Source organism: Mucilaginibacter sp. (assembly GCF_965225845.1).
Taxonomy (GTDB): domain Bacteria; phylum Bacteroidota; class Bacteroidia; order Sphingobacteriales; family Sphingobacteriaceae; genus Mucilaginibacter.
The window spans coordinates 41880-56855 of record NZ_CBDDBL010000002.1 but is presented as its reverse complement, the minus strand read 5'-3'; the positions used below and the strand labels follow the sequence as shown (position 1 = coordinate 56855).

The following is a 14976-nucleotide window of genomic DNA, read 5'->3' as shown; positions in this document are numbered from 1 at the left end:
TTTCTTTTTCTCCCCAATTAACCTATTTTTGAGTTATGGTTGCAGAAGATGGTTTTGAAATTAAGCTCCCCCAGTTTGAGGGGCCGTTCGACCTGTTGCTGTTTTTTATTGAGCGTGATGAGCTTGATATTTACGATATCCCGATTGCCAAAGTAGCCGACGATTTCCTGAATTACCTGCACCACATGGCTACGCTGAACATGGAAGTTGCCAGCGAGTTTATTTTTGTGGCCGCTACGCTGATGCGAATCAAGGCGAAAATGCTGCTGCCGCGATATGAAGTTGACGAAGCGGGCAATGAAATAGATCACAAGGAAGACCTGATCCGCAAGCTGATCGAATACAAAAAGATAAAACAGGTGTGCGAAGAGCTTCGTCCGTACGAAGATGAACGTTTTAAGCAGGAAAAACGCGGTAATATAGCCTACGACCTTGAGCAGGTTGAAAAAGTACCATTACCCGGCGATGAATTACAGGAACTAAGCCTGTATAAACTAATGATGGTTTATGACCGGCTAAACAGAAACTATGAAAGCCGTGAAAAACAGGTTACGCATACCATCATTCAATATCCCTACACTATCGAAAAAGAAAAGGAGGCCATTAAACAATTACTGAGCATTAACAAAATGCTCGATTTTAAATCCATTGCCGGGAACTCGGATAATAAAGTACATTTTGTATACAACTTTTTAGCCGTGCTGGAGATGTTGCAACAGGAACTGGTTAAAATTGAGATTGGATTAGGCTTTAATAATTTTTGGATAGCGGCAGTTTAACATTTACTGCGGATAAATAACACTATTTAACATATCTGCCTAAAAATAAGCGGGTATCGATGCGCATATTTGTGTTAACTAAACGATTATCCTATGCTCAAAAGCTACTTTAAAATTGCCTGGCGAAACCTTTGGAAAAACAAGGTATTCTCTATGATCAATATTTTCGGACTATCAATAGGAATTGCTTTTAGCTTGCTGATCGGCGCTTATGTTTGGAGCGAATTGCAGGTTAACCGAGATCTTAAGGATGCTGACAATCAATACATCATCCAAAGTAAGTGGAAAGACCCAAATATGGGGTTTGAAATTGGTAGTTCAGCGGAATTGCCAAAAGCCCTTAAGGAAACCTATCCGGGCTTAGTTGCTAATTATTACCGGTTTGATGGCGTGACCACTAATGTATCAAAAGGAGATAAGCATTTTCGTGAAACCGTACAGGTAGGCGATAGCACGTTGTTAAACATGTATGGCTTTAAATTGCTGCACGGCAACGCGAATACCGCTTTAAACGATCCTTTCTCGGTAGTGATTACTTCGCAAATGGCGATTAAATATTTCGGCCGTAAAGACGTAGTTGGGCAATTGCTGAATTTTGAGAGCTTTTCAGGCGACAAGCACGACTTTACCGTTTCGGGTGTATTGGGGAATCTTCCGCAAAACTCTGTTACTTCCGTAAGCACCCGCAATATTTCCGACTTCTTTTTTAATGCCGATGCTGCCAAATATTTCAAAAGAAATTTATCAGGTTGGGATAATACCTATATCGTAGATTATCTTGAATTGAAAAAAGGCGCCGATCCCAAAGCGGTTGAAAAGGCGATGGTTGCTTTGCTGCAAAAAAACGCACCGGAACAGATCAGCAAAAACCTAACCCCATATTTGGTGCCGCTTAAAGAATACAACATGATTACCTCAGGCGGCGTAATTAAAAAAATGATCTATACATTATCCTGTATTGCGCTGTTTATCTTACTGATGGCAATTATCAATTTTGTAAATATTTGCATAGGCCGGGCTTCGGGAAGAATGAGGGAAATGGGTATCCGTAAAGTAATGGGCGGCTTACGCAAACAGTTGATATGGCAATTTTTAACTGAATCGACTTTAATAGTAATGCTGGCGATGGTAGTTTCACTGGGCATTTACTTAATAGCAAAACCTTTTGTTAGTAATGTTCTTGGGAAAGATATTATGGGATTGTTTTCTTTCCCAGTTTATTTTATACCTGTACCATTTGTGTTTGCTTTGATTGTTGGTGTGCTGGCAGGTATTTATCCTGCATTAGTTTTATCCTCATTAAAATCCGTCGACTCGCTAAAAGGGAAATTGGCTTCGGTAAAGGAAAGTGTGCTTTTCCGTAAATCACTGGTTGTTTTTCAATTTGCTACGGCGGCTATTGTGTTAATTGGCGCAGTAATCGTATCGCAGCAGGTCAACCTGTTTTTTAGCAATAATTTAGGCTACAGTAAGGATTATGTGATCTATTCACAAGTACCAAGAGACTGGTCGCCAAAAGGTGTCCAAAAAATGGAGGAGATCCGATACCGGCTTTCACAAATGCCACAGGTAAGCAGTGTTACCTTATCATACGTAATTCCGGATGGTGCAAATGGCGGTAATTACCAGGTTTACCGTGAAGGTGCAAACCCATCACAAACTGTAGTAGCCCAGGGCCTAACAGTTGATAATCAATATGCCTCAACCTATAATATTCCATTAAAAGCAGGGCAGTTTTTTAAACCTGTTTTTAACCTTGCAGATAGTAGCGATGTGGTGATCAACGAAACAGAAGCCAAAGCGCTGGGATTTAAAAATAACGATGAAGCCATTGGCCAAAAAATAATGTCGCCGGGTTACCCTGTTGCATCTATCATTCGCGGCGTTACTGCTGATTTTCACTTTGGATCAATGCAGGATAAGATCTTGCCAATCACATTTAATAATGTTAATTTCAGTACTTATTACCGTTACTTCTCCGTTAAGCTAAAGCCAGGCAACATTCAACAAAATCTATCTGCCTTACAAAAGAAGTGGGCCGAGCTTATACCGGGCGCGCCATTTGAATATAAGTTTATGGATGATGCGCTTAAAAATCTTTATGCTACAGAACTACAGCTAAAAAAGGCAGCCTATATCGCTACTGTTTTAGCCTTGATAATAGTTTTACTTGGTGTATTAGGTTTAATATCTTTAAGCATTCAAAAACGCACCAAAGAAATCGGTATCCGCAAGGTATTAGGTTCTTCTGTTGCGGGTATAACCTCGCTTTTCCTGAAAGATTTTTTAGGGGTGGTCATAATCGCAGGCGTGATTGCCTGTCCGCTTGCTTATCTTATCATGCAAAAGTGGTTGAGCGGTTATGCATACAGGGTAAGTATCTCCCTATCACCTTTTGTTTTTTCGGTGGCCTTGCTTACGGTTATAACTACGGTTTTAATCGTTTTACAAACTATCAAAGCTGCTTTTGCTAACCCGGTTAAAAGTTTACGAAGCGAGTAAATTAAGTAAAGTACATCTTCCGTATCGTTTGAACATCAAGCTCATAATCTCAAAAAATGCCATTTTAAGGCTTAAAGCTAATTTCTAATTATTTAACTTAGCGGCGTTTTAATAATCACAATGAAAAGAGATAAACTAATTTTTAAGCTGTTAGACGAAGAGCAACAACGCCAGGAAGAAGGTATTGAACTGATTGCATCTGAAAACTTTGTAAGCCTACAGGTAATGGAAGCTGCGGGTTCTGTAGCAACCAACAAATATGCCGAAGGCTTGCCGGGCAAACGCTATTATGGCGGCTGCCAGGTTGTTGATGAGATAGAGACCATCGCTATTGAACGTGCTAAGCAACTATTCAATGCTGAATGGGCAAACGTTCAGCCGCACTCTGGTGCACAGGCTAATGCCGCGGTTATGCTGGCTTGTTTACAGCCCGGAGATAAAATTTTAGGTTTTGATCTTTCGCATGGCGGTCACTTAACACATGGTTCGGCAGTTAATTACTCAGGTAAATTATATGTTCCACATTTTTACGGGGTTAAAAAAGATACCGGTTATGTTGATTATGAACAGCTTAAAGCAGTAGCTTTAAAAGAAAAGCCAAAAATGATCATCTGCGGAGCTTCAGCTTACTCGCGCGATTGGGATTACGAATTTATCCGCAAAGTAGCTGATGAGATCGGCGCGCTTGTTTTGGCTGATATTTCGCATCCTGCCGGTTTAATCGCTCGCGGTTTACTGACCGATCCGCTGCCGCATTGCCATATTGTTACTACAACTACTCACAAAACCCTGCGCGGCCCGCGTGGCGGCCTGATTTTATTAGGTAAAGATTTTGAAAACCCATGGGGAATAAAAACTCCAAAAGGTGAGATCCGCATGATGTCAAATTTATTGGATATGGCGGTATTCCCCGGTATACAGGGCGGTCCGTTGGAGCACATCATCGCCGCAAAAGCAATTGCCTTTGGTGAAGCTTTAAGCGAGGATTACATGAAATACATTGTACAGGTTAAAAAGAATGCCGCAGCAATGGCTAAGGCGTTTACTGACCGTGGTTACGAGATCGTTTCAGGCGGTACTGATAATCACATGATGCTGATCGACCTGCGCAATAAAAATGTTACCGGTAAGGCTATCGAGAATGCTTTGGTTACTGCTGATATCACCATTAATAAAAACATGGTACCTTATGACGACAAATCACCATTTATTACTTCTGGTATACGCGTTGGAACATCAGCTATTACCACACGTGGTATGAAAGAAAAACACATGGAACATATTGTGGAATTGATAGATATCGTAATATCAGACCCTGAAAATGAACATTCTATTAAAAAAGTGCGTAAAAGGGTACATAAATTGATGGAAGATTTTCCATTATACAAGCACAACAAAGAGTTGGCTTAATAAGCATAGTGACGAAACTAAATACCTCTTCGGATAACGAGAATCAACGCATCGCTGCGCTGAATTCCTACAATGTACTCGATACATTGCCCGAAAAGGAATATGACGCTCTTTCGCGCCTGGCATCCTATATATGCCAGGCGCCTATTGCATTGATCACCTTAGTTGACGGCGAACGCCAGTGGGTAAAATCAAAAGTAGGGATTGATTATGAAGAAGTTCCGCGTGAAGATGCCTTTTGCAACTATGCCATACAGAATGATCATACGCTTGAAATAACAGATACGCTTGAACATGACCTGTTCAAACATAACCCGGATGTTACCGGCGGTTTAAAAGTCAGATTTTATGCAGGTGCCCCCCTGATTGATCCTGATGGTCATCGTTTAGGATCATTATGTGTAGTTGATCTTATACCACGCAAACTTACTGAAGAACAACATGATGCATTGCGTATATTGGCTGATGAGGTGATGTCGCACCTCATCCTGCGAAAGCAGAAAAAAGAATTAGAAGCATCATTAGCAGTACACGAGGATTTTTACAGGTTGTTCAACAGCTCGCCTGAGGTGCATTTTATTGCAAATAAGGACTCAAATATTGAGCTGATCAACAATGCTGTAAAAAATATTTTAGGTTACACCCCTGAACAGGCTATCGGTCGTTCTCTTTGGGAATTTGTCGTCGGACAAAACCGCGAACAATTTGTTCCTCTTATTGAAAAAGCTGTTGCCACACAATTACCATTTGATATAGAAACGGAAACCGTTACTGCTGACAAAGATGTTAAGTGGATAGGCTGGAGTGCTGTTAATAAAGAGGGTAAATGGTATGGCAGTGGCCGCGATATTACCTATCAAAAGAAATTACTGATCGAACTGGAGCAACTGGCCCTGGTTGCCAGTAAGGTTTATAATGGGGTGGTTATTAGCAATGCTGCTGATGAGGTTGTATGGACAAATGATGCCTTTGAAAAAATTACGGGATATAGCATAAATGATGTTAAGGACAAAACCTTACGAACATTGCTTAAGGGGCGGTCAAATCCTGAAACGGAAAAAAGATTAGATAAGGCGATAGCGAATAAAGAATCGTACCAGGCTGATCTGCTAATTAACCGGAAAGATGGTAAGGATATTTGGATTTCGGTGATCAACTCGGTTATCTATAATGATGCCGGTAAGGTTGACAAGTTTATCCGTATTATTATAGATATTACTTCGCGCAAAGCAGCTGAAAAAGACCTAGATATATTATCATTCGCTGCGCGAAAATCACCAAGCGGTACATTAATACGTGATAAGGATACCAGGGTGATCTGGATGAACGAGGCGTTGGAGCACATGCTTGGTTACACGCTTGAGGAAATGGAAGGTAAAGTATTTGGTACTTTGCTAATGGGTGAGGAAAGCGATGTCAATCAATTTGAGCAGGCTGTACAGGCGGTTAAAGAAAACAGGCCCTATGAAGTTGAATTAAAAATATATCCTAAAAACAGGAAGCCGATTTGGGCATATTTATCAAACAGCCCTTTGCTTGATGAAATGGGCCACGTTGAGCGACAGATAACCGTTGTTGTTGATATTACCGAAAGAAAAACGGCAGACGAACAATTGAAATTATTGTCGTTAGTGGCGAGCAGTACAACCAGCGGCGTTGTAATTAATAACCGCAACGGCGAAGTAGAGTGGATAAACAGCGCATTTGAAAAAATTACCGGTTATAATTTAGGCGATGTTGCAGGTAAACATTTAGGCGATAGCTTAAAAGGTGAGCTTACCGATATATCTATCATTGAACGGGCGCGCAGTTTATCCAAAAATAAGCAATCTTTTGAAGTTGATTTGTTAGCCTACCGTAAGGATGGGCAACCGCTATGGATCACGGTAATTAACTCAGTGATCTTAGCTCCTAATGGCGATGTAGATAAATATATCGAAGTTATTATTGATATCACATCGAAAAAGAAAGTTGAGATGGAGTTAATATCGGCCAAAGAAGAAGCGCTGCAGTTGAATAAGGCTAAAGATATGTTTATATCCATAATGACCCATGAGATCCGCACACCGCTCAATGCAGTTATCGGCATGTCGCGCATTTTGATCGATAACGACCATTTGGAATCTCAAAAGGAAAATCTTGATATCCTCAAGTTTTCTGCTGAGAATTTAATGACGCTGATTAATGATGTGCTTGATTTTACCAAGATAGAAACCGGTAATATTGAATTGGAGCAGGCTGATGTTAATTTACGCGATATGGTACATCGCATTGTAAATTCAATGCAGTACAGGGCGAATGAAAAAAACATCTATCTTACAGAAAATATTGATAAGGCCTTACCGAAGTTTATTATTGGAGATAGCGCGAGGTTGATACAAGTATTGCTGAACCTGGTAAGCAATGCCATAAAGTTTACAGATGAGGGCGGCGTAACTATTGATTTGAAAGTATTAGAAGAAACCAAAAACAATATCCGCATTCGGTTTGATGTTACTGATACCGGTATAGGTGTACCGAACGATAAGTTAGGCACTATATTTGAATCATTTAAACAAGCCGAAGCAGATACCACCCGTAAATACGGAGGTACAGGTTTAGGGCTTGCGATAAGTGAGCGTTTGGTTGAATTGTATGATTCCAGGATAAATGTTGAGAGTGTTTTAGGGCAGGGTTCAACTTTTTGGTTTATCATTACGTTTAACAAAGCACAGAGCCACGATAACATCACACCAGATAAAATGGAAACAGGACTTCGCCTTAATGTACTTGTAGTTGACGATAACCAGATAAACCGGATTTTGGTTAACAAAGTATTGCAAAAATGGGGTACTACTGTTGATTTTGCCGAAAACGGCCAGGAGGCAGTTGACAAGATTACATCAAACATGAACTACGATGTGGTACTAATGGATGTACATATGCCTGTTATGGATGGATTAGAAGCAACCAAAGTTATTCGAGGCAAAGCAGAAGCATATTTTCAGCAATTGCCTATTATCGCGTTAACTGCATCAATGCTAACCAGCGAGGTTAATAAAATGAGCGATGCCGGGATGAATGATTTCATATTGAAACCATTCGATGCTAAGACATTATTTGATAAGCTGAACAAGTATCAGAAAGTTTAAGCTTTCAAGCCTAATATCCTGTCGGCATTTTTATAAGCTATCTTTTCCTTTTCCTCAACCGGCAGATCAATTTGATCTAAAAACTCCTTTCCCTTTTCGTTCGGACTGAACGGATAATCTACCGAGAACATAATATTATCTATACCAAAAGTTTCAATAGCTACCTTTAGAGGTGGTTGGGTAAATATGCCGCTGGTGGTAATATAAACCTGGTCTTTTAAGGTTTGGCTGATAGTACGCTGATTTACACCATTTTCACCCGGCCTGAACATGCCATCGCAACGCACCATCATCATTGGCAGCATTTCGCCCATATGGCCAATGATCAATTTTAACTTAGGGTATTTATCAAATGTACCCGAAATGATTAATCTCAAGGTGTGAATTGCGGTTTCGGAATGCCAGCCCCAGCCAGCTACAGATAATGTGGCGCCTGATTGCCCGGGCAAGTCGCTATAATAAGCATCCAAGACTGATTTTGGAGGTAATCCCGGGTGAAGATAGATCGGCACGCCTAATTCTTCAGCTTTTTGCAAGATAGGTGCATATTTAGCATCATCTAAAAATTCACCGTTGGTTAGTCCGTTTATCAATGCGCCAACAAAGTGATAGGTTTTTACTGTGCGTTCCAATTCTTCGGCCGCAGCTTTCGGGTTGGATGTGGGCAGATGCGCAAATGCTGCAAACCTATCGGGTTGTGCACTGATTTTCTCAGCAAGCAGGTCATTGTATTTACGGGCATAAGCGGGTCCATCCTCAGCACTTAGCACATTTGCGCCAAGGCCTACTACTGACAATACCTGTACGCTGATGCCGCTTTTATTCATCAGGTCCAGGCGCTCACCGGTAACATCGGCCAGTTTGGGTGCAAGCTTTTCCATCATCGGCGACTGGTTAAAACCGCCAACCTTATCTTTGGGTGCAAGCGCGGTTATTTCAGGAAATATAACATGTTCTTCAAGGGCTACTATACGCATAATTTGGGTTGTTTAATTAAAGCCAACTAACCAATAATCAAACCAAAAAATCATTGTATCAATTTGTTTACTCAGCGTAGGCAATAGTCGCGATGCTCAGCTTTAAACCCTCTATCTTCAGCAGTTCAATAGCGCAGGCTTCCAGTGTTGAGCCTGTAGTTACAATATCGTCAACCAATAAAACGTGCTTATTCACCAATTTTTCAGGATTGATGACGGTAAATACCTCCTGCATATTCTCAAACCGCAGAAAACGGCCTTTGCGGGTTTGAGTAGAGGTTGCTTTTTTACGGATTAGGCTGCTTTCATCAACAACCGCATTCAATTTTTTAGATAAGCCCTCGGCGAAGCAGGTGCTTTGATTATACCCACGCTGCTTTAAGCGCTTTTTATGAAGCGGAACCGGGATTATAACATCAACTGAATAAAAGATTTCATTCTTAATCAGTTGCTCTGCGGCAATATTGCCGGTGATGTGGCCTACCTGCTGCATGCCTTTGTACTTTAAATGATGCAACAGGTTTTGCACTTTGCCACCTTTGGTAAAGTAATACAATGCATAGGCAGCCTGCAAATTCACCTTTCCCCAAAACTGGCGGGCTACAATGTTGTCCGGCTGTAAATGAAAATTGGTTAGCGGCAAGCTATACTGGCAGGTAGTGCAAATGACGTTCTCATTAGCCATTAAACTTTCCCCGCAGGCGGCGCAAAGCTGGGGGAACAGTAAAGCCACAAAATCAGCAAGGTAGGTTCGGGATAGTTTCACGGAGGTAATTTAGGAAGAAAAATTAAAAAATTGTATCACCAAAATACTGGTACAATTAGGACAATTGATAAACTTTAGCCTGAAATCGCCCTAAATAATCCTGAAAACGCGGTTTTTAAATGCCAAATTGAATAAAAAAAGGTACTTTTTGAGTTATAATTCGCCTTAAATCGGCCCAAATAGCGCCTTTTTTTACCAAGAAACGCTCAAAAAATAGTGTTTATTACGGTTTTTTAATCTGATAATTATGTGGTTTGGAACGATTATGAAACAGGGTGTGTTATGAAGATGCAAAGTTCGCGATTGCTTTGTTCCTCGTAAGGACAAGAAGTAGATAAGCACAGAGACTTGTCCGATGGTCACCACTTTACAGATTCTTCACTCCGTTCACAATGGACAAAGGGTAGGACTTGCTATTACTCTGCAGCCGCTTTATCCTTAATAGCCAATTGCCCGCAGGCGGCATCAATATCCTTACCGCGGCTGCGGCGCAGATGCGTGTTAACGCCTTGGCTTTTCAGGTAATCAGCGAATTTTTCAACTTTATCCTCACCGGCGTTAATGAAATTGGCGAAGGCGATCGGGTTATACTCAATGATGTTTACTTTACAAGGCAAATGCTTGCAGAAATTGGCCAGTTCAACAGCATCCTGGATGTTATCGTTAAAGCCATCAAAAATAATGTATTCGTAAGTTACCGGATTCTTGGTTTTGGCGTAGTAGTATTTCAGGGCTTCGGCTAATGCCTTCAGCGAGTTTTGCTCGTTGATGGGCATTATGGTATTGCGCTTTTCGTCGTTTGCGGCATGCAGGCTGAGTGCCAGGTTGAATTTCACCTGGTCGTCGCCCAGTTTTTTGATCATTTTGGCAATGCCCGCGGTTGAAACCGTGATCCTTTTGGCTGCCATGTTCAGTCCTTCTTCGGATGTGATCTTGTCAATCGAATCCATCACATTCTTGTAGTTCAGCAGCGGCTCGCCCATCCCCATATATACAATATTACTTAGCGGGATGCCATAATTTTCCTGCGCCTGCTGACTGATCAGCACCACCTGGTCGTAAATTTCGTCGGGATTGAGGTTGCGTTTGCGCTCCATGTAGCCTGTAGCACAAAATTTACAAGTAAGGCTGCACCCCACTTGTGATGACACACAAGCCGTCATTCGGCCCGGAGTGGGTATTAAAACACCCTCAATCAGGTGGGCATCATGTAAAATAAAAGAATTTTTTATAGTTTTATCAGCACTAAACTGCGAGTTATTAATTTTGACATTGTTGATTACAAAATTCTCGTTTAGTTTGGTGCGGAGTTCCTTTGAAATATTGCTCATATCGTCAAAAGAAAAGCAGGATTTTTTCCAAAGCCACTCGTAAACCTGCTTTGCCCTGAAGGCTTTTTCGCCCATACGCGTAAAGTGCTCTTGCAGAGACGCAAGGCTGATATTACGGATGTCTGTTTTTTCTTTTGTTGTGATCACTTTTGCAAAGGTACTCAATTTTAAAAATTGTGGCTTTTTTTAAAATCTTCTTTTTGTCAAATTAAAAACAATAACTTTAAGTTAATTGTAATTGATGTGGCAAACAGGTGTTGGTTGTTTTAGAAAAAGAGTTTATGCAGATACTTAGTTTTTTATAATGAAAAGTTTTACAGCCGATTACGTTTTTCCCGTTTATGCCGATCCGATCAAAAATGGAGTTGTTACAGTTGACGATGATGGGAAGATCATATCCGTTACAGATAAACCTTTAGACAATACCCCCACCCCCGAAAAACTAAGCGGTATCATAACCCCGGGCTTTGTAAACACCCATTGCCACCTGGAGCTTTCGCACATGTCGGGTGTTGTACCAACCCAAACCGGCCTGGTTGAATTTATAAAAGCCATCACCAAGAACCGTGTGTCAGATGACGGGCTGATTAAAGCGGCCGCTGAAAAGGCAGACCACGATATGTATGAAAATGGTATTGTTGCCGTTGGCGATATTTCCAACAACAACAGTACCATCGGCATAAAAGCTAAAAGCAAGCTGTATTATCACACGTTTGTAGAGATCTTCGGATTTTTGCCCGACCGTGCCGACGCGCTTTTTGAGCAAGCGCTGGCATTAAAGGATCAGTTTAAACCGCAACCGGTTTCTATTACACCACATGCGCCTTATTCGGTATCGAAAGACTTGTTCAGGCTGATCAAAAGTTATTGTGATAAACACGAGAACCTGCTAAGCATCCACAACCAGGAATGCGAGGACGAAAATAAATTCTTCCGCTATAAATTAGGGAAATTTACCGAGCTGTACGAATACTTTGGGATGGATATCAGCTACTTTAAGCCTCAGGCGCGTAATTCGTTGCAATCCATTATCCCGATGCTGACTAACAGGCAGGAAGTGCTGATGGTGCATAATACATGTACCAATTTAAAGGATATTTATTTCCTGAAGCGTTTTGACCGTAAGATCAACTGGTGCTTTTGCCCCAACGCAAATTTATACATAGAACATAAGCTGCCTAAGATTAACCTGTTTGTCGACCAGGGCTTTAACATCACTTTGGGTACTGACAGCCTGGCATCAAACCATGGTTTAAGTATTTTAAGCGAAATGCAAGCCATTCAGCATAAATTCCCTGCAATCTCTACCGCCAAACTGATGGAATGGGCGACCATAAATGGCGCTGAGTTTTTAGGTATCGACAAGGAAAAAGGAACGCTTGAGGTTGGAAAAAAACCGGGATTGAACCTTATTACCGGAGTTAACGATACGCAGCTTACGCCCGAATCGAAAATAAAAAGGCTGGTATAGCCTTTATTATAAAAATAACTTCTTGTAAATCAGTTACTGACAAAGTAGTGTCAGTACTTAAGTCAATCTATTGTCCGAAATTTGGAGGTGCGAAAAAGGTTTCCATTGTGAAAATAGAAAACCAAACCCCTATTTTAGCATTTTGAATATACGGGTCCCTTATGACATAATGACCAATGACACCATAACCAATATGATCAAACATCTTGATATCACGATAAAAGGCAAAGTACAAGGCGTGTCCTACCGCATGGCAACCAAAGCCGTTGCCGACCAGCTTGGCATACGCGGCTATGTAAAAAATGCCGAAAATGGCGATGTGCTGATCGCTGCCGAAGCCACTAACACGTTGCTCGATATGTTTTTAGACTGGTGCAAGGAAGGCCCCGAAAAAGCCGATGTTACTTCTGTGGAATCGCATGAAGGCGAATTAAAAAACTATCGTAATTTTGAGGTAGTAAAAAAGAACTTTTTGTGGTAAGGATTTAGAATTAATAGTCAGGAATCAGGAATCAAGACGCGCTTCTTATTCCAATCTTGGCGCTTGATCCTTGGTTCTTTACGCTATCATAAATAATACACGATTGTCAACAGCTAAAAAATTCGCGGGCCAAACCGCTGTTTATGGGATAAGTACCATTGCCAGCAGGGTGCTTACTTTTTTCCTGACCCCTCTTTACACCTGGGCGTACCCTACCGCGGCATATGGTATTTTAACTACCATGTACAGCTATGTATCCATGACGAATGCTTTACTGTCGTTCGGAATGGGAGACTACTTTTTTCCGTTATCTTAATAAACATGCCGATAACAAGCAGCGCGTTTATAATAATGCCTTTGCATCGGTATTTGCCATAACGATAATTTTCCTGCTGTGTTCCGCTGCCATTTATTGGCAACATTGCCAATTTTGTGGATATAAGCCATGCGCAAAAAATGCACGGCCATGTTGGGGCGGTAATCGGCACAACCCATGTTGACTTTGTAAAGTATACTTACCTTTTTTTGTCGATCGTAATTATAGATGCCTGGTGCGCTATACCTTTTGCCAAGATCCGGTCAGATGGCAGGCCTTCGAGATACGGGCTGATCAAATTAGCCAGCGTTTTGGTGTTTATCGCGTTCAACGTAAGTTTTATTGTGGTGATCCCATTTTGGTTAAAGCATCACATTGTGGGTTCAGCATGGATATCACAATGGTACACCAAAGGCTGGGTGGGCTATGTGTTTGTTTCGGAGCTGATATCAAGCATAGTAACCTTACTGCTGTTACTGCCCGAATTGTTGAAGTTAAGGCCGGACTTTGATAAAAAAATGCTGTGGAACATGTACAGCTACAGCTGGCCGTATTGATCGCCAATTTATCTTATCTGGTGAATGAGAACATGGATAAGATATTGTTAGGCAAACTGCTGCCTCATGGTAGTTTAAATGATGTGGGCATTTATGGTGCCTGCGCTAAAATATCGCTGTTCCTAAGCATATTTGTAAACGCTTTCAGGTTGGGTGCCGAGCCGTTCTTTTTCAATCACGCCAAAAATAAAAACGCCGGCCAAACCTATGCCCGCATTATGGATTATTTTGTGATAGCCGTTTGTGTGATCTTCATCGCGCTGATCGCCAATATCCAAATACTCAAATACTTTGTACATGGTGCCAACCCAACACAAACTGCGCTTTACTGGACAGGCCTGCGTGTGGTGCCGCCATTGGTTTTTGGTTATGTTAGCTTAGGGATATATATGAACCTTTCGGTATGGTACAAACTGTCAGATCAAACCAAATATGGTTTATATATTTCGGGGATTGGTGCCATTTTAACCATCGTACTAAATGTGATCTTCATCCCGGCGTACAGTTACATGGCTTCAGCCTGGATCTCACTGATCGCTTATGCTACCATGATGGTACTATCCTACATCTGGGGACAAAAAAATTACCCGATACCCTATAACATCAAAAAAAACCTGGTTTATATTGTTTCGTCGGCAGTGGTGGTTTACCTGTCGTTTTACATTTTTAACCGCAATATATTTATTGGTGATGGACTGTTATTATTTTATGTTGCCGTTGCATTTTATTTTGAACGGGCTAACCTAAAGGCTATATTTAAACGATAAAAAACATAAAAATAAAGTCTCCCCTGCCGGGGAGATTTAGAGGGGGTTACATGATTATAAGAGTAATAAACAAATCAAAAAACAGCCTGCCGGCTTATGAAACTTTGCATGCCGCGGGTATGGACCTGCGTGCCGATGTAGAAAGCACTGTAACCCTTGCGCCAATGGAACGTAAACTGGTGCCAACGGGCTTGCACATTGAATTGCCTGAAGGTTTTGAGGCACAGATACGCCCGCGCAGTGGTTTAGCGTTTAAGTTTGGAATAGGTATTGTAAATTCGCCGGGCACCATTGATGCGGATTACAGGGGCGAAATCAAGGTATTGCTGATCAACTTCTCGAGCGAGGTATTTGAGATCAATACCGGCGACCGCATTGCGCAAATGGTAGTGGCAAAACATGAAAAAGTGGATTGGGAAGAAGTTGAGGTTTTAAATGAAACTTCGCGCGGGGTTGGTGGTTATGGTCATACAGGGGTTAGTTAAATT

General features: G+C 41.4%; 13 protein-coding genes. 10 read left to right on the top strand and 3 right to left on the bottom strand.

Features of this window, described 5'->3' with window-relative positions:
• Positions 1-35 precede the first annotated feature (35 nt).
• From ACYZ0U_RS04035 to ACYZ0U_RS04020, 4 genes are all read left to right on the top strand, one after another.
• Positions 36-779, top strand: a complete 744-nt coding sequence (locus ACYZ0U_RS04035; RefSeq protein ID WP_461450098.1) for a segregation and condensation protein A — start codon at positions 36-38, stop codon at positions 777-779.
• 93 nt (positions 780-872) lie between these two features.
• On the top strand, positions 873-3281 hold the full coding sequence (locus tag ACYZ0U_RS04030; RefSeq protein ID WP_461450096.1) for an ABC transporter permease: 2409 nt from the start codon (positions 873-875) through the stop codon (positions 3279-3281).
• A gap of 120 nt (positions 3282-3401) precedes the next feature.
• Positions 3402-4691, top strand: a complete 1290-nt coding sequence (locus ACYZ0U_RS04025) for a serine hydroxymethyltransferase (protein ID WP_461450094.1) — start codon at positions 3402-3404, stop codon at positions 4689-4691.
• An 8-nt stretch (positions 4692-4699) separates the two neighbouring features.
• On the top strand, positions 4700-7822 hold the full coding sequence (locus ACYZ0U_RS04020; RefSeq protein WP_461450092.1) for a PAS domain S-box protein: 3123 nt from the start codon (positions 4700-4702) through the stop codon (positions 7820-7822).
• Here ACYZ0U_RS04020 and ACYZ0U_RS04015 read toward each other — a convergent pair.
• The 3 genes from ACYZ0U_RS04015 to rlmN all read right to left on the bottom strand — a co-directional run bounded on the left by ACYZ0U_RS04015 (position 7819) and on the right by rlmN (position 11061).
• A complete protein-coding gene (locus ACYZ0U_RS04015) occupies positions 7819-8799 on the bottom strand; it encodes an amidohydrolase family protein (RefSeq protein ID WP_461450090.1) in 981 nt (326 codons plus the stop codon). The two genes, ACYZ0U_RS04020 and ACYZ0U_RS04015, sit on opposite strands and share 4 nt — an antisense overlap.
• A gap of 67 nt (positions 8800-8866) precedes the next feature.
• Complete coding sequence (locus ACYZ0U_RS04010; RefSeq protein ID WP_461450087.1) at positions 8867-9565, bottom strand: ComF family protein; 699 nt, start codon at positions 9563-9565, stop codon at positions 8867-8869.
• Positions 9566-9981: 416 nt separating this feature from the next.
• Positions 9982-11061, bottom strand: coding sequence for a dual-specificity RNA methyltransferase RlmN (gene rlmN / locus ACYZ0U_RS04005; RefSeq protein ID WP_461450085.1), 1080 nt, complete (start codon positions 11059-11061; stop codon positions 9982-9984).
• A 139-nt stretch (positions 11062-11200) separates the two neighbouring features.
• Here rlmN and ACYZ0U_RS04000 point away from each other — a divergent pair, with 139 nt between their 5' ends.
• The 6 genes from ACYZ0U_RS04000 to dut all read left to right on the top strand — a co-directional run bounded on the left by ACYZ0U_RS04000 (position 11201) and on the right by dut (position 14973).
• Positions 11201-12367 (top strand): amidohydrolase family protein, encoded by a 1167-nt coding sequence (locus ACYZ0U_RS04000; protein ID WP_461450083.1) that lies wholly within the window; start codon positions 11201-11203, stop codon positions 12365-12367.
• Between the two features lie 142 nt (positions 12368-12509).
• On the top strand, positions 12510-12848 hold the full coding sequence (locus ACYZ0U_RS03995; RefSeq protein WP_461450081.1) for an acylphosphatase: 339 nt from the start codon (positions 12510-12512) through the stop codon (positions 12846-12848).
• A gap of 103 nt (positions 12849-12951) precedes the next feature.
• Positions 12952-13164: a hypothetical protein gene (locus ACYZ0U_RS03990; protein ID WP_461450079.1), complete on the top strand. Its 213-nt coding sequence runs from the start codon at positions 12952-12954 to the stop codon at positions 13162-13164.
• Positions 13165-13280: 116 nt separating this feature from the next.
• A complete protein-coding gene (locus tag ACYZ0U_RS03985) occupies positions 13281-13721 on the top strand; it encodes a hypothetical protein (protein WP_461450077.1) in 441 nt (146 codons plus the stop codon).
• On the top strand, positions 13688-14488 hold the full coding sequence (locus ACYZ0U_RS03980; protein ID WP_461450075.1) for a lipopolysaccharide biosynthesis protein: 801 nt from the start codon (positions 13688-13690) through the stop codon (positions 14486-14488). The genes ACYZ0U_RS03985 and ACYZ0U_RS03980 overlap by 34 nt, the downstream gene beginning before the upstream one ends.
• A gap of 50 nt (positions 14489-14538) precedes the next feature.
• Positions 14539-14973, top strand: a complete 435-nt coding sequence (gene dut, locus ACYZ0U_RS03975; RefSeq protein ID WP_461450073.1) for a dUTP diphosphatase — start codon at positions 14539-14541, stop codon at positions 14971-14973.
• Positions 14974-14976: the final 3 nt, after the last annotated feature.

Bases quoted from the DNA above. Each gene is read 5' to 3' on its own strand.
- ACYZ0U_RS04030 (WP_461450096.1), top strand. From the start codon at position 873: ATGCTCAAAAGCTACTTTAAAATTGCCTGGCGAAACCTTTGGAAAAAC.
- dut (WP_461450073.1), top strand. From the start codon at position 14,539: ATGATTATAAGAGTAATAAACAAATCAAAAAACAGCCTGCCGGCTTAT.
- ACYZ0U_RS04015 (WP_461450090.1), bottom strand. From the start codon at position 8,799: ATGCGTATAGTAGCCCTTGAAGAACATGTTATATTTCCTGAAATAACC.
- ACYZ0U_RS04000 (WP_461450083.1), top strand. From the start codon at position 11,201: ATGAAAAGTTTTACAGCCGATTACGTTTTTCCCGTTTATGCCGATCCG.
- ACYZ0U_RS04025 (WP_461450094.1), top strand. From the start codon at position 3,402: ATGAAAAGAGATAAACTAATTTTTAAGCTGTTAGACGAAGAGCAACAA.
- ACYZ0U_RS04035 (WP_461450098.1), top strand. From the start codon at position 36: ATGGTTGCAGAAGATGGTTTTGAAATTAAGCTCCCCCAGTTTGAGGGG.